This window comes from Pseudomonas sp. KCJK9058 (assembly GCF_046230975.1).
GTDB lineage: Bacteria > Pseudomonadota > Gammaproteobacteria > Pseudomonadales > Pseudomonadaceae > Aquipseudomonas > Aquipseudomonas alloputida.
The window spans coordinates 63,625-82,275 of record NZ_JBJJLR010000018.1; the positions used below are offsets into that span (position 1 = coordinate 63,625).

At 62.8% G+C, this 18,651-nt stretch carries 16 protein-coding genes; 7 read left to right on the top strand and 9 right to left on the bottom strand.

What is annotated here, in order from left to right; all coding sequences use genetic code 11:
* The first annotated feature begins 10 nt into the window (after positions 1-10).
* From bioD to ACK59Z_RS12480, 5 genes are all read left to right on the top strand, one after another.
* Positions 11-691, top strand: a complete 681-nt coding sequence (gene bioD / locus ACK59Z_RS12460) for a dethiobiotin synthase (RefSeq protein ID WP_003255605.1) — start codon at positions 11-13, stop codon at positions 689-691.
* A gap of 212 nt (positions 692-903) precedes the next feature.
* The gene (locus ACK59Z_RS12465) at positions 904-1,200 is read left to right on the top strand and encodes a pyrroloquinoline quinone biosynthesis protein PqqE (RefSeq protein WP_104960653.1); all 297 of its coding nucleotides are present in this window, start codon (positions 904-906) and stop codon (positions 1,198-1,200) included.
* A 288-nt stretch (positions 1,201-1,488) separates the two neighbouring features.
* Positions 1,489-3,294 carry a phenylacyl-CoA dehydrogenase gene (locus ACK59Z_RS12470; RefSeq protein WP_010951720.1) on the top strand — a complete coding sequence of 602 codons (1,806 nt, stop codon included), beginning with the start codon at positions 1,489-1,491 and terminating at the stop codon, positions 3,292-3,294.
* Between the two features lie 448 nt (positions 3,295-3,742).
* Positions 3,743-5,026 (top strand): diguanylate cyclase, encoded by a 1,284-nt coding sequence (locus tag ACK59Z_RS12475; RefSeq protein ID WP_108192005.1) that lies wholly within the window; start codon positions 3,743-3,745, stop codon positions 5,024-5,026.
* 124 nt (positions 5,027-5,150) lie between these two features.
* A complete protein-coding gene (locus tag ACK59Z_RS12480; protein ID WP_108192004.1) occupies positions 5,151-6,929 on the top strand; it encodes an acyl-CoA dehydrogenase C-terminal domain-containing protein in 1,779 nt (592 codons plus the stop codon).
* A 361-nt stretch (positions 6,930-7,290) separates the two neighbouring features.
* Here ACK59Z_RS12480 and ACK59Z_RS12485 read toward each other — a convergent pair whose 3' ends face one another.
* Entirely contained in the window at positions 7,291-8,214 is a 924-nt protein-coding gene (locus tag ACK59Z_RS12485; protein WP_003255599.1) for a LysR family transcriptional regulator, read from the bottom strand.
* Positions 8,215-8,425: 211 nt separating this feature from the next.
* Between ACK59Z_RS12485 and ACK59Z_RS12490 the strand changes: the two genes are divergently transcribed.
* The gene (locus ACK59Z_RS12490; RefSeq protein ID WP_011953286.1) at positions 8,426-9,706 is read left to right on the top strand and encodes an aspartate aminotransferase family protein; all 1,281 of its coding nucleotides are present in this window, start codon (positions 8,426-8,428) and stop codon (positions 9,704-9,706) included.
* 147 nt (positions 9,707-9,853) lie between these two features.
* Positions 9,854-10,012 carry a YqaE/Pmp3 family membrane protein gene (locus ACK59Z_RS12495; protein ID WP_009681539.1) on the top strand — a complete coding sequence of 53 codons (159 nt, stop codon included), beginning with the start codon at positions 9,854-9,856 and terminating at the stop codon, positions 10,010-10,012.
* A 61-nt stretch (positions 10,013-10,073) separates the two neighbouring features.
* Here the strand turns inward: ACK59Z_RS12495 and ACK59Z_RS12500 are convergent, their stop codons facing one another.
* The 8 genes from ACK59Z_RS12500 to ACK59Z_RS12535 form a co-directional block, all read right to left on the bottom strand.
* Positions 10,074-11,897: a prolyl oligopeptidase family serine peptidase gene (locus ACK59Z_RS12500; protein ID WP_409293098.1), complete on the bottom strand. Its 1,824-nt coding sequence runs from the start codon at positions 11,895-11,897 to the stop codon at positions 10,074-10,076.
* Positions 11,863-13,023 carry a pyrroloquinoline quinone biosynthesis protein PqqE gene (gene pqqE / locus ACK59Z_RS12505; protein WP_014860209.1) on the bottom strand — a complete coding sequence of 387 codons (1,161 nt, stop codon included), beginning with the start codon at positions 13,021-13,023 and terminating at the stop codon, positions 11,863-11,865. Before pqqE ends, ACK59Z_RS12500 begins: the two co-directional genes overlap by 35 nt.
* Positions 12,995-13,270, bottom strand: a complete 276-nt coding sequence (pqqD, locus tag ACK59Z_RS12510) for a pyrroloquinoline quinone biosynthesis peptide chaperone PqqD (RefSeq protein WP_003255595.1) — start codon at positions 13,268-13,270, stop codon at positions 12,995-12,997. Before pqqD ends, pqqE begins: the two co-directional genes overlap by 29 nt.
* Positions 13,267-14,022 carry a pyrroloquinoline-quinone synthase PqqC gene (gene pqqC, locus ACK59Z_RS12515; protein ID WP_003255592.1) on the bottom strand — a complete coding sequence of 252 codons (756 nt, stop codon included), beginning with the start codon at positions 14,020-14,022 and terminating at the stop codon, positions 13,267-13,269. Before pqqC ends, pqqD begins: the two co-directional genes overlap by 4 nt.
* A gap of 162 nt (positions 14,023-14,184) precedes the next feature.
* Complete coding sequence (pqqB, locus tag ACK59Z_RS12520; protein ID WP_003255590.1) at positions 14,185-15,096, bottom strand: pyrroloquinoline quinone biosynthesis protein PqqB; 912 nt, start codon at positions 15,094-15,096, stop codon at positions 14,185-14,187.
* Positions 15,097-15,174: 78 nt separating this feature from the next.
* The gene (gene pqqA, locus ACK59Z_RS12525; protein WP_003243383.1) at positions 15,175-15,246 is read right to left on the bottom strand and encodes a pyrroloquinoline quinone precursor peptide PqqA; all 72 of its coding nucleotides are present in this window, start codon (positions 15,244-15,246) and stop codon (positions 15,175-15,177) included.
* A gap of 159 nt (positions 15,247-15,405) precedes the next feature.
* Positions 15,406-17,706, bottom strand: coding sequence for a pyrroloquinoline quinone biosynthesis protein PqqF (pqqF, locus tag ACK59Z_RS12530; RefSeq protein ID WP_409293100.1), 2,301 nt, complete (start codon positions 17,704-17,706; stop codon positions 15,406-15,408).
* Between the two features lie 140 nt (positions 17,707-17,846).
* Complete coding sequence (locus tag ACK59Z_RS12535) at positions 17,847-18,641, bottom strand: carbon-nitrogen hydrolase family protein (RefSeq protein ID WP_409293102.1); 795 nt, start codon at positions 18,639-18,641, stop codon at positions 17,847-17,849.
* Positions 18,642-18,651 lie beyond the last annotated feature (10 nt).

Genomic DNA, 18,651 nt, shown 5'->3' on the forward strand with positions numbered 1-18,651 from the left:
AGGGAGCACGATGAGCCAGGCCTTTTTCATTGCGGGTACCGATACCGATGTCGGCAAGACCACCATCGCCGCTGGCCTGTTGCATGCGGCGCGTTTGCAGGGCATGAGCACACTGGGTGCCAAGCCGGTGGCCTCGGGTTGCACCATGACGCCGAAAGGTTTGCGCAATAGCGATGCCCTGGCGCTGATCGACGAAAGCACGGTCAAGCTGCCCTATGAGCAGGTCAATCCGTTTGCCTTCGAGCCTGCTATTGCCCCGCATGTGGCGGCGCGCGAGGCAGGGGTGACGCTGGCTGTGCCAGAACTGCTCGCGGCGATGCGCAATGTGCTGCAGCAAAATGCCGACTTCACCCTGATAGAGGGGGCCGGTGGCTGGCGCGTACCGCTGTCGGGCTTGGAGAACCTGTCCGACCTTGCCGTTGCCCTGCGGTTGCCGGTGATTCTGGTGGTAGGTGTGCGGTTGGGTTGCATCAGCCATGCCTTGCTCAGCGCCGAAGCGATCGAGCGTGATGGGCTGCAGTTGGCGGGTTGGGTGGCAAACATCATCGAGCCGCGCACCTCACGCCTGGAAGAGAACCTGGCCAGCCTTGCAGAGCGCTTGCCGGCGCCTTGCCTGGGGCGGGTGCCCAAGCTCAAGCAGGCCAGTGCCGACATGGTGGCTGAGCATCTGCAGCTGGATCTGCTGGATTAGTGTGATGCAGGCCCGGCCTCTTCGCGGGTAAACCCGCTCCTACGAGGGGACGCATACCGTTGTGGGCGCGGGTTTACCCGCGAGGCGGCCAGTGCAGGAATACCCAAGGCCTATCAACTGGCATTGAGCCATTAGGGATTTAAACGGGCCTTTTTGCCCCTAGCCTGTTTTAATTGGGGCTGTTCGTCATCCAGCGTCAATGGAGTCCTGACATGGAAATCACCGGTAGCTCCGCCTACTACGCGGGCCTGAGCGCAATCCAGACCGGCCAGAACCGCGTCGATCAGGCCGCCAGCCAGATCGCCAACACCACTGCCGAACGTACCGCCACTAGCCAGTCCAGCGATTTTCAGGCCGAACGGCTGCGCGCGGTCGACCGCAGCCAGCAGATGGACATGGCCACCAGTGTCGTGCAACAGGCGGTGGGCAAGACCGAAGTCGAGCTCGGCGCAAAGGTTGCCAAGGCATCCGACGAAATGCTTGGCCGGATCATCGACACCTACGCCTGAACACTTGCGTCATCCCCTATTTCAGCGCCTGCCCTTGTAGGAGCGGGCTTGCCCGCGAATGCTTCCGATCAGAAAACAATTTTGTCTGGTCGGGCCTCTTCGCGGGCAAGCCCGCTCCTACAAGGGTTTTTGCCATGGCATGACTGATTTGCCATTTTTCGTGGCGTAAATGGCACCATAGTCCATCCTTGACAGAAAGCTGAGCTAAACGTAAGTTTCAAACAACTGTTTGATCGGCTTCCGCCAAGCGCGGGTCACCCCACAGAACTCACCTAGAGGTTCATCGCAATGCCTGACTACAAAGCCCCCTTGCGTGATATCCGCTTCGTTCGCGACGAGCTGCTTGGCTATGAGGCGCACTATCAGAGCCTGCCGGGCTGCCAGGACGCCACGCCCGACATGGTCGACGCGATCCTTGAAGAAGGCGCGAAGTTCTGTGAGCAGGTGTTGTCGCCGCTGAACCGCGTGGGTGACCAGGAAGGCTGCACCTGGAGCGAATCGGGGGTGAAAACCCCAACCGGCTTCAAGGAAGCCTACCAGCAGTTCGTCGAAGGCGGCTGGCCTAGCCTGGCACATGACGTCGAGCATGGCGGCCAAGGCCTGCCAGAGTCGCTGGGCCTGGCCCTGAGCGAAATGGTCGGTGGCTCGAACTGGTCGTGGGGTATGTACCCAGGCCTGTCGCATGGCGCGATGAACACTATTTCTGCGCATGGCACTGCCGAGCAGCAGCACACCTACCTGACCAAGCTGGTGTCCGGCGAGTGGACCGGCACCATGTGCCTGACCGAACCGCACTGCGGCACCGACCTGGGCATGCTGCGCACCAAGGCCGAGCCACAGGCCGACGGCAGCTACAAAGTGTCGGGCACCAAGATCTTCATTTCGGCCGGTGAGCACGACATGGCCGACAACATCGTCCATATCGTCCTGGCCCGCCTGCCGGACGCACCGGCCGGTACCAAGGGGATTTCGCTGTTCATCGTGCCGAAGTTCCTGCCCAACGCCGAGGGCGGCGTGGGCGAGCGCAACGGCGTGAGCTGCGGCTCGATCGAACACAAGATGGGCATCCACGGTAACGCTACCTGCGTCATGAACTTCGATGCGGCCACCGGCTACCTGATCGGCCCAGCCAACAAAGGCCTGAACTGCATGTTCACCTTCATGAACACTGCTCGCCTGGGTACCGCGCTGCAAGGCCTGGCCCACGCCGAGGTGGCGTTCCAGGGTGGCCTGAAGTACGCCCGTGAGCGCCTGCAGATGCGTTCCCTGACCGGCCCGAAAGCACCGGACAAGGCTGCTGACCCGATCATCGTCCACCCGGACGTACGGCGCATGCTGCTGACCATGAAGGCCTTCGCCGAAGGCAACCGCGCGATGGTGTACTTCACTGCCAAGCAGGTGGACATCGTCAAGTACAGCCAGGACGAAGAAGAGCGCAAGAAGGCTGACGCCCTGCTGGCGTTCCTGACCCCGATCGCCAAGGCATTCATGACCGAAGTCGGTTTCGAAGCCGCCAACCACGGCGTACAGATCTACGGTGGCCATGGCTTCATCGCCGAATGGGGCATGGAGCAGAACGTGCGCGACAGCCGTATCTCCATGCTGTACGAAGGCACTACCGGTATTCAGGCCCTCGACCTGCTCGGTCGCAAAGTGCTGATGACTCAGGGCGAAGCACTGAAGGGCTTCACCAAGATCGTGCACAAGTTCTGCCAGGCGCAGGAAGGTAACGAAGCGGTCAAGGAGTTCGTCGAACCGCTGGCGGCCATCAACAAGGAGTGGGGCGAGCTGACCATGAAAGTGGGCATGGCTGCCATGAAGGACCGTGAAGAAGTGGGTGCGGCTTCGGTCGATTACCTGATGTACTCCGGCTATGCCTGCCTGGCCTACTTCTGGGCCGACATCGCCCGCCTGGCCGCCGAGAAACTGGCAGCCGGTACCAGCGAGGAGGCGTTCTACACCGCCAAGCTGCAGACTGCCCGCTTCTACTTCCAGCGCATCCTGCCACGTACCCGTACCCATGTGGCGACCATGCTGTCGGGCGCCAACAACCTGATGGCGATGGACGAAGAGCACTTCGGCCTATCGTACTGATACTGGCGCTGTACCCAAAACCCGCCTGCCCTGACCGGCAGGCGGGTTTTTTACGTCTTCAGGTTCAGCGTGGTCCCTCGTAGGAGCGGGTTTACCCGCGAAGAGGCCGGGCCTGCTGGCCAATCTCCATCAGCCGTTCACCGTTGCCGGCGCTACCGTATTCGCGGGTAAACCCGCTCCTACCACGCTGGTGGACACACATCAGGGGTTGGACACAGGCCGTCGTGTAGGAGCGGGTTTACCCGCGAAGAGGCCGTGCCTGCTGGCCAATCTCCATCAGCCGTTCACCGTTGCTGCCACCACCGTATTCGCGGGTAAACCCGCTCCTACAAGGCTCGCGTGGCGGCCGGAAGTTCGTTCATCCAACCGCAAATTCAACTGTTCCAGTGCACTGCCGATGAAGTGAGGGCACAATGCCATTATTGATCTGCCGGGTTGGAGATTACCCTTGTTTCGTTTTAACGCTGTTCGCGCAAGCCACTTCCTGCCGTCGCTGTTCTTGTTGCTGGCAGGGCTCGCCGCAGCCTATGTGAGAGACCTCAGCGTCTTTTTCACATCGCTGTTCAATGTCCTGCCTACCTTGGTTCTGCTGTTGGGTGGCACCTACTGCGCGGTTTACCGCCGCCAGCGTGAGCTGTTCCTGATGCTGACGGTGTACATCGCCTACTTCCTGCTCGATACCCAGACCGACTTCTACCGTGACCATGGCCGCGTGCGTGAGGACGCCGCGGTGATCTTCCACCTGGTCTGCCTGTTGCTGCCGGCGCTGTTCGGGCTGTACGGCGCCTGGCAGGAGCGCACGCACCTGCTGCAGGACCTGGTCGCCCGCGGTGCCGTACTGTTTGCCGTGGGCAGTGTGGCGGTGGCCCTCCAGCAAAGCTACCCCGAGGCGTTGCTGACCTGGTTGGCGGAGATCCGCTGGCCGGCTTTGCATGGCCACTGGATGAGCCTGATCCAGATGGTCTACCCACTGTTCCTGGGTGTGTTCATTCTGCTGGTGGTGCAGTACCTGCGTGCACCCCGGCCGCTGCACGCTGCGCAGTTGATCGGCCTGCTGGGCATTTTCTGGATGCTGCCGCAAACCTTCATCCTGCCGTTTACCTTGAACATCATGTGCAGCCAGGTAATGCTGATGATCGCCGCGGCAGTGGCGCACGAGGCTTATCAGATGGCCTTCCGTGACGAGCTGACTGGCCTGCCGGGGCGTCGTGCGCTGAACGAGCGCATGCAGCGCCTGGGGCGTAACTATGTGATCGCCATGACCGATGTCGACCACTTCAAGAAATTCAACGACACCCACGGCCACGATGTCGGTGACCAGGTGCTGCGGTTGGTCGCCAGCCGCTTGTCCAAGGTCACCGGCGGTGGCCGCGCCTACCGTTATGGCGGAGAGGAGTTCGCCCTGGTGTTCGCCGGCAAGACTGCCGCGGAATGCGTGCCGCATGTGGAAGCCGTGCGTGAAGTGATCGCCAATTACGTGATGCACTTGCGCGATCAGCACAACCGCCCGCAGGACGATACCGCCGGGCGCCAGCGCCGGGCGGGCAGCGCCGGCGGCACGGTCTCGGTCACCATCAGTATCGGCGTGGCCGAGCGCCAGGCCGATCATCGCAACCCCGAGGCGGTGCTGAAATCCGCCGACCAGGCGCTTTACAGTGCCAAAGGCGCGGGGCGAAATTGTGTCATGGTGCATGGGCGACAATCACAGCGTGGGGCAGTGCGCACGGCGTGACCGGGCGAGACTATACAGTCGATTGATGACCCTATGTCTCGCAAAAGTTGTTCGGTTACACTGCCAGTAACCCCAGTGTCGCGGTTCCCCGAGACCGCCCCGACCCGACTAGCGAGAGGTTGTCATGGCTGACTATAAAGCGCCCCTGCGCGACATGCGCTTCGTACTGAATGAAGTCTTCAACGTGGCCGAGCAGTGGACGCAGTTGCCCGGGCTGGCCGAGGTTGTCGATGCCGACACGGCCATGGCCGTGCTGGAAGAAGCCGGCAAGGTCACCGCCAAGACCATTGCGCCGCTCAGCCGCGCCGCCGACGAAGAGGGCTGCCACTGGGACAACGGCGCGGTGCGGACCCCGGCCGGTTTCATTGAAGCCTACAACACCTACGCCGAAGGCGGCTGGGTGGGCGTGGGCGGCGACCCGCTGTTCGGCGGTATGGGCATGCCCAAGGCCATCTCGGCCCAGGTCGAGGAAATGGTCAACGCGTCCAGCCTGGCTTTCGGCCTGTACCCGATGCTGACGGCCGGCGCCTGTCTGTCGATCAACGCCCACGCCAGCGAGGCCTTGAAGGAAAAATACCTTCCGAACATGTATGCCGGCGTTTGGGCCGGCTCCATGTGCCTGACCGAGCCGCATGCCGGTACTGACCTGGGCATCATCCGCACCAAGGCCGAGCCCCAGGCGGATGGCAGCTACAAGGTCAGTGGTACCAAGATTTTCATCACGGGTGGCGAACACGACCTGACCGAGAACATCATCCATCTGGTGCTGGCCAAGTTGCCGGATGCACCGGCGGGGCCGAAAGGTATTTCGCTGTTCCTGGTGCCGAAATTCCTGGTCAATGAAGACGGTAGCCTCGGCGCGCGGAACCCGGCCACTTGCGGCTCGATCGAGCACAAAATGGGCATCCAGGCCTCGGCTACCTGTGTGATGAACTTCGACGAAGCTGTCGGCTACATCGTCGGTGAGCCGAACAAAGGCCTGGCGGCCATGTTCACCATGATGAACTACGAGCGCCTGGGCGTTGGCATTCAAGGCCTGGCGTCGGCCGAGCGCTCCTACCAGAACGCCGTGGAGTACGCCCGCGATCGCCTGCAAAGCCGTGCCCCGGCCGGCCCACAAGCCAAGGACAAGGCTGCCGACCCGATCATCGTCCACCCGGACGTGCGTCGCATGCTGTTGACCATGAAGGCGCTGATCGAAGGTGGCCGCGCATTCTCCACTTATGTGGCCATGCAACTGGACAGTGCCAAGTACAGCGAAGACGCCAGTGTGCGCAAACGCAGCGAAGAGCTGGTGGCACTGCTGACGCCGGTGGCGAAGGCCTTCCTCACCGACCTGGGCCTGGAGTGCGCAGTGCACGGCCAGCAGGTATTTGGCGGGCATGGTTACATTCGTGAGTGGGGGCAGGAGCAGTTGGTGCGCGACGTGCGCATTACCCAGATCTACGAAGGTACCAATGGCATCCAGGCCCTCGACCTGATGGGGCGTAAAGTGGTGGCCAGCGGCGGGGCATACTACAAGCTGTTCTCTGACGAGATTCGTCAGTTCATTACCGATGCAGGCAGCGAACTGGACGAATTCGCCAAGCCACTGGGCGCTTCGCTCGATCAGCTCGACGGGTTGACCGAGTGGGTACTGCAGCAGGCCAAGGGCAACCCGAATGAAATTGGCGCGGCTTCGGTCGAGTACCTGCATGCCTTTGGCTATGTTGCCTATGGCTACATGTGGGCACTGATGGCGCGGGCGGCCCAGGCGGGCGAGGGGGATGCGCCGTTCTATTCGGGCAAGCTGGGTACGGCGCGGTTCTACTTCGCGCGGTTACTGCCACGGGTGGATTCGCTGGTGGCTTCGGTGAAGGCGGGAAGTGAGTCGCTGTACCTGCTGGATGCCGAGCAGTTCTGATCGATTTTTGGCGCTGCTGCGCAGCCCAATCGCGACGCAAGGCCGCTCCCACAGGTATCGCCTAAGTTTGGATATGTGGGGCCTTGCGTCGCGATTAGGCCGCAAAGCAGCCCCAGCCATCGCATATCTGTGAATGCCCCTTGTGTAAGCTTTTTCCTACACGACGCGGTGACTTTTCACCACTGTTCTAAGATTGGATCCACTGTTAATCTTTACCACATGGACGTTGTGCAGGAAGCGCATAGGACAGATCAAGGATGACGACGAAGGACCACCTGCCAGGATGGCGGGGCGATACGGATGTCACAGGGAAACAGTCTGGAAAACCCCGCTTCGGCGGGGTTTTCTTTGTGTGCGTGTTTTAGGCCAGCACATCCAGCGGTGATGCCCCCAGCAGGCGGGCGTCCGTCTCTTCCTCAAGCAATGTGCGCAGCAGCTCTACAGAGGCCTGCTGGCGCTGGGCATCGCGAAATACCAGGCCAACCTTCAATGGCACGCGCGGCTCGCTCAACGGCTTCCACAGCAGCCCCTGATCATCTTCGGCGGCCTCCTTGGCGCGCCCCGGCAGAATGGTAGCCAGCGCCGTGTGCGCGAGGCTATCGAGAATCCCTGCCATATTGTTCATCTCTGCCTGCACCTGCGGCCGTCGGCCTTGGCTGGCCAGCTGCGCCTGCCAGATCTGGCGGATCTGGAACTCTTCGCCCAGCATCAGCATGGGCAACTCGGCGGCCTGACGGATGGACACCTTCTTGAAGTCCTTCAGCGGGTGGGTATCGGGTATGACCAGTTGCAGCTCATCTTCGTACAACAGCAGGCCATGCAGCCCTGGCTGGCGCGGCGGCAAGTAGCTGATGCCGATGTCCAGGTTGCCATTGAGCAGACGCCGTTCGATCTCCAACCCCGACAACTCGTAAATCTGCACGACCAGGTGAGGTTGAGCCTTGCGCAGCCGTTCAAGCAGCTGCGGTATCAGGCTTGGCCGCACGGTCTGCAATACACCGATAGCCAAGGTGCGCAGCGACTGGCCCTTGAAGTTGCGCATAGCCTCGTGGGCGCGCTGCAGGCCGTCGAGCAACGGCAGGGCATGGTTGTACAAGGTGTGGGCGGCCAGGGTCGGCAGCAAGCGTTTGTTGCTGCGCTCGAACAGGCTCAGGTCGAGGCTGTGCTCCAATTGGCGAATCTGCTGGGAAAGCGCCGGCTGTGACAGCGACAGGCGTTCGGCGGCACGGCCTACGTGGCCTTCTTCGTACACCGCGACGAAATAACGCAGTTGGCGGAAATCCATAAGTAATACTTATCGAAAATGCTGGAAAAACGAAATGGTCGAAAACCCTGCTGAAGCCTAGTCTATCGCCGTATTCCAAAGGGTTACAGCGATGATTCGGTCGATTGTTACCCCGGATGAAAAACACTTTTGATAGGAAAGGCAAAATATCGAGTGCCGGCACCAAGACCGCACCGTGGCTGCCCTTTACCGTGATTGGTTGGAGCCCTTGATGAACCTGTTCAACCTGCGCCGCTCGGCTCCTGCCGCCGCCGCCGAGCCCAAGCGTGCGCCGGTGATCGTGCCGCACGCGTCTGAGCTGTCGCCTGAGCGCCTGATGCCCGGCGCCGAACGTGCAGCGCAGGTATTCGTGCGTGGCCAGGGCTCATGGTTGTGGGACAACGAAGGGCATGCCTACCTGGACTTCACTCAGGGCGGTGCGGTCAACAGTTTGGGCCACAGCCCCAGCGTGCTGGTCAAAGCGTTGGGCAACCAGGCTCAGGCGTTGATCAACCCGGGCTCGGGCTTCCACAACCGTGGCCTGCTGGGGCTGGTCAACCGGCTGTGTCAGAGTACCGGCAGTGACCAGGCCTACCTGCTTAACAGCGGTGCCGAGGCCTGTGAAGGGGCGATCAAGCTGGCGCGTAAGTGGGGCCAACTGCACCGCAACGGCGCCTATCACATCATTACTGCCAGCCAAGCCTGCCATGGCCGTAGCCTCGGCGCGCTGTCCGCGTCCGACCCGTTGCCGTGCAATCGCTGCGAACCTGGCCTGCCGGGTTTCAGCAAGGTGCCGTTCAATGACCTCGCGGCGCTGCACGCCGAGGTGGATTCACGCACCGTGGCAATCATGCTCGAGCCGATACAGGGGGAGGCGGGCGTTATTCCCGCTACTCAGGAATACCTCAAGGGCGTGGAAACGCTCTGCCGCGAACTGGGCATCCTGCTGATCCTTGATGAGGTGCAGACCGGTATTGGTCGCTGTGGTGCGCTGCTGGCCGAGGAGCTCTATGGCGTGCGCGCCGACATCATCACCTTGGGCAAGGGCCTGGGGGGCGGCGTGCCGCTGGCCGCCTTGTTGGCAAGGGGCAAGGCATGCTGCGCCGAGCCTGGTGAGCTGGAAGGCAGCCATCACGGCAACGCGCTGATGTGCGCCGCCGGCCTGGCGGTGCTGGACAGCGTGCTGGAACCTGGCTTTTTAGCCCAGGTACAGGACAACGGTCGTCACCTGCGTGAAGGCCTGAGCCGCCTGACCGGGCGCTATGGTCAGGGTGAAGTGCGCGGTCACGGGCTGCTATGGGCCCTGCAACTGAAAGAAAACCTGGCCCGCGAACTGGTGGCTGCGGCCCTGCACGAAGGCCTGCTGCTCAACGCGCCGCAAGCGGATGTAGTGCGCTTTTCACCGGCGCTGACGGTGAGCAAAGGCAACATCGACGAAATGCTGCTGCGCCTGGCGCGCGCTTTCGCCCGCCTGCATGCCCAGCAGCAGGCCCGTCGCGAAGTGCCGGCGTAGCGGCCTGGCAAAGAATTCAACGAACCGTCTGGCGTTCCTGCGCATCGCCCCTGGCCTGTTTCATTCGGCCCGGGGCGTTTTTTTTTGCCTGTGGAACCTCTAGGGCGGGCAGCTAGTCTTTGATGTAACCCTTAAGGAGAGACTCGCATGGACTTTATCCGCATCATCATCGCCATCATCCTGCCGCCGCTGGGGGTGTTCCTGCAGGTCGGGTTTGGTGGGGCGTTCTGGCTTAATATCCTGCTGACCCTGCTGGGTTACATTCCGGGGATCGTGCATGCGGTGTATATCATCGCCAAGCGTTGATACAGGCAGAGATTGGCCCCGCAGGAGCATCACAAGGTTGCTCCTGCGGGGGCGCCTGGAACTATTGCACCAACACCCGGCAATAAAATTTCCACTCTTCTTCCAAGGCATGCGCCAGGTTCTCCGCCTTGCGGAACCCATGCCGCTCTCCCGCATAAAAGTGCCCTTCAGCGTCGATCCCGTTGGCCTGCAACGCTGCCAGCATGGACCGCGTCTGTTCCGGCACCACCACTGCATCCAGCTCACCCTGGAAGAAAATCACCGGCACCTTGATGCGCTCTGCATGCAGCAGCGGCGTGCGCTGGCGATAGCGGTCAGCGTCCCGCTGCGGGTCGCCGATCAACCAGTCCAGATAATCACCCTCGAACTTGTGGGTGGCACGGCCCAGGGCTATCGGGTCGCTGACCCCGTACAGGCTGGCGCCGGCGCGAAACACGTCTTGGAACGCCAAAGCGCACAGGGTGGTGTAGCCCCCGGCGCTGCCGCCGCGGATGAACGCCTTGCGTTTGTCGACCACGCCCTGAGCTGCCAGGTATTCGACTACCGCGCAGGCATCGGCCACATCGCTCTCGCCCCAGCGCTGGTGCAGTGCCTGGCGGTATTCCCGACCATAGCCGGTGCTGCCCCGGTAGTTGAGGTCGGCCACGGCAAAGCCGCGCTGGGTCCAATACTGGATACGCGGGTCGAGCACGGGATAACAGGCTGAGGTTGGCCCGCCGTGGATGAACACCACCAGCGGTGCGGCGCCTTGCGGCTGCGCTGGCGGGTAGAAGAAACCATGGGCCTGCTCGCCGCCACTGTCGTAATGGATCGGCTGCGGCAGGCTGATTTGCCCTGCCGGCAGCATTTCGGCACCACCGGCCAGCACGCGTACTTCATGGTTGCTGCGGTCAATGGCAATGACTGCCGGGGGGCTGATGGGCGACGCGGCGATGGCATACAGGTGTTCGCTGTCCATGGCCAGGCTGCGAAAGCGTGTGTAGGCACTGGCGAAACGCTCCATACGGCCATCTTCACCACGCAGCCCCAATTGCCCGAAGCCGTCTTCGAACCAGCTGGCCAGGTAGCTTTGCGGGCCCAGTGCCAACCAGGTACAGGTGCCCAATTGCCAAGGCGCAGCAGCATGGTCTGCCGGTGCGGCAGGCAACGCCTGCCATTGGCCATCGACCTCACCCCAGGGTTGCCAGAAACCATTGCGGTCGGACAGGCAGTAGAGCCGACCTTCGGCATCGAAGCGTGGTTGTTGCAGCGATTCTTCTGCGGCGGCTACACATTGCGCCGGCCCCCAGTGGCCGCTGGCATCGCGCGCGCGATACATCAGCCGGGTGACGGTCCAGGGCTGCGCCGGGCGGTCCCATTCGATCCACGCCAGGCGCTGTCCATCGGCACTGACAGCAGGCGAGGCATAGAAGTCGGCGCCCTCGGCGAGCACCTCGCGGCTGCTGTCACCCAAAGCGACCAGGCGGTGCTCTACCTGCTCGGCATGGCGCTCTTCGACGGCCAGCACCTGGCCGTTGTGCCACTGCACATCGCCATAGCGGCAGCTGGCATCCTGGGTCAGCGCACGCGGTAGCGAATCGTCCAGCGGCTGGGTGTAGACCTGCTGGTCCTTTTCGTTGACGAACACCAGCCCGTCGCCACCCAGGCAGAAGCTGCCGCCGCCGTACTCATAAACCCGGCTGCGTACGCTGAAGCCGTCCGGGGTCAGGCAACGGGCCTGGTAGTGCAGCCAGTGCCAGATACGGCACGCTCCATCGGCCGGGCGGAATTCGTTCCAGAACAGCCCGTCGGCACTGACCTTGAGTTCGGCGAAGTCGGTGCCGGCGGCAACCGCCTGGGCCGCGCTGAACTCAGCCGCGGGCGATGACACGGGAGTTTCGATCATTGCGGAAGGTCATCTGTTCGATCGCGAGCTGGGCGGTTTCTGCCTCCTCGCGGGCCTTGAGGATGATGCCGTGCTCGGTCGATTTGGCGCACACCGGGTCTGCGTTGCTGGCATCGCCGGTCAGCATGAAGGCCTGGCAGCGACAGCCGCCGAAGTCTTTTTCTTTCTCGTCGCAGGAGCGGCAAGGTTCGCGCATCCACTCATAGCCGCGGAAGCGGTTGAAACCGAACGACTCATACCAGATATGGTGCAAGTCGTGGTCGCGTACATTCGGAAACTGCACGGGCAGCTGGCGGGCGCCGTGGCAGGGCAAGGCGGTACCGTCCGGGGTGATGGTGAGGAACAGGTTGCCCCAGCCGTTCATGCAGGCCTTGGGGCGCTCTTCGTAGTAGTCAGGGGTAACGAAAATCAGCTTGCACGGGTTGCCCTCGGCCTTGAGCTTGTCCCGGTATTCGTTGGTGATACGTTCTGCCCGCTCGAGCTGCGCGCGGGTTGGCAGCAGACCAAGGCGGTTGAGGTGCGCCCAGCCATAGAACTGGCACGTGGCGAGTTCGACAAAGTCGGCCTCAAGGGCAATGCACAACTCGATGATGCGGTCGATCTTGTCGATGTTGTGCCGATGGGTGACGAAGTTGAGCACCATCGGGTAGCCATGGGCTTTTACCGCGCGGGCCATTTCCAGCTTCTGTGCAAAAGCCTTTTTCGAGCCGGCCAGCAGGTTGTTCACCTGCTCGTCGCTGGCCTGGAAGCTGATCTGGATATGGTCCAGGCCAGCCTTTTTGAAGTCGGCGATGCGCGCCTCGGTCAGGCCGATGCCCGAAGTGATCAGGTTGGTGTAGTAACCCAGGCGGCGGGCCTCTGCGATCAGCTGGGCAAGGTCCTGGCGTACCAGCGGTTCACCGCCGGAAAAGCCGATTTGTGCGGCACCCATTTCCCGCGCTTCAGCCATGACCTTGAACCACTGTTCGGTGCTCAGCTCCTGGCCCTGGGCGGCGAAGTCCAGCGGGTTGGAGCAATACGGGCACTGCAGCGGGCAGCGGTAGGTTAGCTCGGCCAGCAGCCACAGCGGCAGGCCGACCTCGGGCGTAGGTGGCAACTCAGGCGAGGACGATCCAGTGTTCGGCACGGGCCACCTCCATGAACTGCTCGATGTCATCGGCCACTTCCGGGACATCGGGGAATTGCTGTTCGAGTTCGCTGATGATGGCTGCCACGTCACGCTGGCCGTCGATCAGGCCACCGATCAGGCTCGCGCTGTCGTTGAGCTTGATCATGCCTTCGGGGTACAGCAACACATGGCCCTTTTGCGCCGGCTCGTACTGGAAGCGGTAGCCGGGGCGCCAGTTCGGCACTTGGTTACGGTCGAAACTCATAGGGTGATTCCCTTGTGCCACACCCGTTCCTGGGTGACGGAGTGATAGGGTGGGCGGTTCAGTTCGTAGGCCATGCTCATGGCATCGAGCATACTCCAGAGGATATCCAGCTTGAACTGCAGTATCTCCAGCATACGCTCCTGGCCCGCACGGGTGGTGTAGTGCTGCAGGGTAATCGCCAGGCCGTGTTCCACATCGCGTCGAGCCTGGCCCAGGCGGGTACGGAAATACTCATAGCCGGCGGGGTCGATCCACGGGTAGTGTTGCGGCCAGCTGTCCAGGCGTGACTGGTGGATTTGTGGGGCGAACAGCTCGGTCAGCGAGCTGCTGGCGGCTTCCTGCCAGCTGGCGCGGCGGGCGAAGTTGACGTAGGCGTCCACGGCAAAGCGCACGCCAGGCAATACCAGCTCTTGCGAGCGCAATTGGTCCGGGTCCAGCCCGACAGCCTGGCCCAGGCGCAGCCAAGCTTCGATGCCGCCATCCTCGCCGGGAGCACCATCGTGGTCGAGCAGGCGCTGGATCCACTCGCGGCGGACTTCGCGGTCCGGGCAGTTGGCCAGGATCGCGGCATCCTTCATCGGGATGTTGACCTGGTAGTAGAAGCGGTTGGCTACCCAGCCCTGGATCTGCTCGCGGGTGGCGCGCCCCTGGTACATCGCCACGTGGTACGGGTGATGGATGTGGTAATAGGCGCCCTTGGCGCGCAGGGCCTGCTCGAATTCGGCAGGGGACATTGGCAGTGCGTCGCTCATTCGGCTGGCTCCTGTAGAACGATTATCTGGCCTGGCACATCCCTCTCCCTTGTGGGAGCGGGCGTGCCCGAGAACACCGGCGAAGCCGGTGCCATGGACCGTGTTGGCTTTTTCGCGGGCATGCCCGCTCCCACAGGGTCTGGTGTCGCCTCACAGACTTTTTTACAACGCGATGCTCATGCCATCGAAGGCAACTTCGACGCCCCGGCGCAGGACTTCGGCGCGCTCGGGTGAGTCTTCGTCGAGAATCGGGTTGGTGTTGTTGATGTGGATAAGTACCTTGCGCTGGCGCGGGAAGCCGTCGAGCACTTCCAGCATGCCGCCAGGGCCGTTCTGGGCCAGGTGACCCATCTCGCGGCCGGTGCGGGTGCCCACGCCACGGCGCTGCATTTCGTCGTCTTCCCACAGGGTGCCGTCGACCAGCAGGCAGTCGGCACCGTGCATCATCGCCAGCAGCTTTTCGTCTACCTGCCCCAGGCCCGGGGCGTAGAACAGCTTGCCGCCGGTGCGGGTGTCTTCGACCATCAAACCCAGGTTATCGCCCGGGTGCGGGTCGAAGCGGTGCGGGGAGTAGGGCGGCGCGGCGCTGCGCAGGGGGAAGGGGGTGAACTTGAGGTTGGGGCAGGCGTCGATCACGAAGCTGCCTTCCAGCTCGATACGGTTCCACTGCAAGCCACCGTTCCAGTGGCTGAGCATGTTGAACAGCGGGAAACCGGTGGTCAGGTCCTGGTGGACCATGTCCGTGCACCACACCTGATGCGGGCAGCCTTCGCGCAGGCTCAGCAGGCCGGTGGTGTGGTCGATCTGGCTGTCCAGCAGGACGATGGCGTTGATACCAGTGTCGCGCAGTGCCCGGGCCGGCTGCATCGGCGCAAAGGCCTGCAGTTGGGCGCGGATGTCGGGCGAGGCATTGCACAATATCCAGTGCACACCGTCGTCGGACAGGGCGATGGATGACTGGGTGCGCGCCGTGGCTTTCAGGGTGCCATCACGGTAGCCCTTGCAGTTGACGCAGTTGCAGTTCCACTGCGGGAACCCGCCACCGGCGGCGGAGCCGAGAACCTGGATGTACATGGCCACTCTCTATGCAGAAACCGGATCTGAAAAACGAAAACGCCCCGGCAGGCCGAGGCGTGAAACCCTAAGCCCGGCTTAGCGGTTAGCGAAGTACATGGTGACTTCGAAGCCGATACGCAGGTCAGTGTATGCAGGTTTGGTCCACATGGAATTACTCCTTCCGAATGAGGGTTGGGTTGTTCAGCTACTACTTGGGTACCGCCATGCGTTGGCAGTTCCGTGAAAACGGGATTGCGCTATCTTACAAGAAAAATTTGAACCGGAAGGTTAATTATTCGAGAAGCGCCGTTGCAGTTCGCGTAATAATCATCGATTTTCGCCCTGCCAGGAAGTGTCTGGCGCGGCAGCGTTGGCCAAACATAGCCAAGCGGAACCTGGGTCGAGCAGGTCGCTCAGCAGGTGGTCCAGATCCGTCTGCCGCGTAGTCAGGATAGACCTGCGCAGTACATCCAGCCTATCGGCTTGTGTGCCCAAGTGTGTCTGCCACGCCCATTCGGCGACATCGGCATTGGCCATGGCGGGTTCGTCGAATTGCCCGGCCAACGCCTGGCGAGCGGCCGGGTCAAGGGTGACGCCTTGGCGCAGCAGGCTGAGCAGGTGGTCGAGCACCTGTGCCTGACCGGTGTTGGGGGACTGCACACCGAACAGCAGCCCACCGACCCCCTCGACCTGACGAAAGGCGCTGAACACCGCGTAGCCGAGTTGCAAGTCTACCCGCAGGCGCTGGTAAACCGGCCCTTGCAGCAATTGGACTAACAGGCGGCCTGCGGCCTCTTTTGCCACCGGCAACGGGCAGAACAGCAGCAGGGCATGTTCGCTACCTGGCACTTGGGCATGCTGCCAGCGGTGGTTGGCCCATGACGGCAGGGGCCCCGGCCGCGAGCCTTGCCCAGGGCACTGCAACAGCGCGGCGCCCAAGGCGTTTAGCGCGGTATCCTCGAAACCTGCAGCCATGCCATGCCACTCGGTGTGCAGCCACAGGCTGTCGAGCTGCTGCTGGGTCAGCGTGCAGGCAGGCACCGCTGCGGGCAGGCTACCCCGTACCGCGTCTGGCAGTTGCTTGAGCAGTGCCCTGATGGGGATCAGGGCCGGGGGCTGCGCCGTGTCGGGCAGCCAGCAACTGGCAGGTGGCTTGAGCATCAAGGCCAAGGCTTGTTCCACTGCCCGCAGCACTGCTGCTGGCAGGCCGGCGCAGCGCAACTGCCAGTATTCTCCGGCGCTGCTGTACTGCAGTTGCACGGAGGCGCGGTCACAGCGTTCCTGCAGTGGTGCCAGGGCCAGTTCCAGCACACGCTGTAGCTGCTGGCGCAAAGGCGAAGGTACATGCCAGCGCAGGTACAGCGCAGCGTACTGGCGCGCCGGCGGGAGCTGGTCACTGATCTTCAGCGCTGCCGGCAGCGGCTGCGCCTTGGCATGGGGCAGGTCAGCCTTCAGCAATGGGTCGACTGGCAAAAGCTGCCAATCGCCATGGTCGCCACCTGGCAGGCTTTCCAGCAGGGCGCCAAGCGCCCGCAACCCTTGGGCATCCAGCTTGGCGAACGGCTGGCCTGTGCTGTCCCGGCGTGCCAGCTCGAGCGCGCTGGCACTGTGCGCACGGCTGTGCTGCAACAGGCCGAATTGGTGGTTCAACTGTTCGCGGTCGGCCTGGCGGATGAACCTGAACCAACCTTGCAGCAGGGCGCTGGCTTCGTCCGGGCAAGCGTCGGCACTGAGCTTCAGGTCAAGGTGCCACAGCAGCTGACCGGCGAACGCATACAGCCTTTCGGCCGTGAAACGTTGTAGCCAGCCACGCTCGCGAAGCGCGCCCAGCCAGGTACCTGGGCGGCTGTCCTCCAGGTAAGCGATCAGCAGTTCCAGGGCGTGCTCGGCACCGTTGGGGAGGCTATGGTGCGTGAAGGTCAAAGCGCTAGCCATTGCTGGCAGTGGCGGCGGCAGCATTTGCGGCACGCGCTCACCTGCGGCGAACAGTTCGGCATGCTGCCGGGCAAGGCGTTCAAGTTCATCCAGCGGCTGCGGACCGCAAAGGCTCAGGCAGATCTGGCCGCCTTGGTAGAAGCGCTGATGAAAGCCCGCAAGCGCTTGCTGGAAGGCCGCATCGTGCAAGGCCAGGGTGTATCGATTGCCAGCATGAAAAGCGCCCAGTGGATGCTTGGCTGACACTGACTGCAGCAAGGCGAACTGCTGTTGGGCCGATGGATTGCGCGACCAGGCGATGAATTCGGCATGGATCACTTCGCGCTCACGGCGTTGGCGTTCGATGCCCAGATCCGGTTCTGCCAGCATTTGGCACAGGCGCTCGAGACCGCCACCGAGCGTGTTGGGGGGCACCTCGAAGAAAAAGTCGGTGGCGCGTTCCCGGGTGCTGGCGTTGACCTGACCGCCCAGGGCTTGCACGTAGCGCATCAGGCCGTCTTCCAGCGGGAAGCGCGGGGTACCGAGGAAGAACAGGTGTTCGAGGAAGTGCGCCAGACCGGGCCATTTGGCAGGCGCGTCGTGGCTGCCCGCGTGCACCCGCAGTGCGGCGGCCGAGCGCTTGAGGCGCGGGGCGTGGCGCAGGGTCAGTTGCAAGCCGTTGGCGAGGGTGAGGTGGCGGATGGCGTCAGGCATGGGGGCTCCGGTGGCTGCGCTCCATGCTAACCGATTTGTTCGCAGGCCCGGCCTTTTCGCGGGTAGGGCGCCGGTATGAAAGGCAGCGCAGACCCCGTGGGAGCGGGCGTGCCCGCGAATGGGCCGCATAGCGGCCCTTGTCAGCCTTTACGCAGGTGCAGCTCCTGGCGCAAATCGGTCAGGTAGGGAAACGCCGTGCGCCCCTGCACCACCCGCTCATGTTCAAGCTCTGCCAACAACTGGCACTCATCCCGCCCGGCCATGGCCAGCAAGCTGCCATCCGGGCCGATGATGCTGCTCTGCCCGCAATACTCGATCTCGTCTTCCGCACCGCAGTAGTTGGCATATACCAGGTAGCACTGGTTTTCCTGTGCCCTCGCTCTCACGGTCACCTGGCAGGTAAAGTCGTACGGCGTCATGTTCGCCGTCGGCACCAGGATCAGCTCGGCGCCATCCAGCGCCAGGCGTCGGGCGTTCTCCGGGAACTCGATGTCGTAGCAGATCAGCAGGCCAACCTTCCAGCCTTCCAGTTCCACCACCGGGAAGTGGTCGGCACCTGGGCTGAACATCGAGCGGTCCAGTTCACCGAACAGGTGCGTCTTGCGGTAATTGCTCAGGCTGCGGCCATGCGCATCGATCAACTGCACGCTGTTGTAGATCGCCCCGTCGTCGCCGCGCTCCGGGTAGCCATAGACAATGGCGATGCGGTGCGCCTGGGCGATCTCTACCACGGTCATGGCTGCCGGGCCATCGGCGGCCTCGGCCATGCGCTCGACCTGGGCCAGGCCGATGTTGTAGCCGGTCAGGAACATTTCCGGGCACACCAGCAACTGTGCGCCGCGTTCGGCTGCCAGCTGCGCCTGGTGGCGCAGCCGTTGCAGGTTGCCGGGCACATCCAGTGGCTTGGGTGCGCCCTGGTACAGAGCGATGCGCATGGTGCCTCCT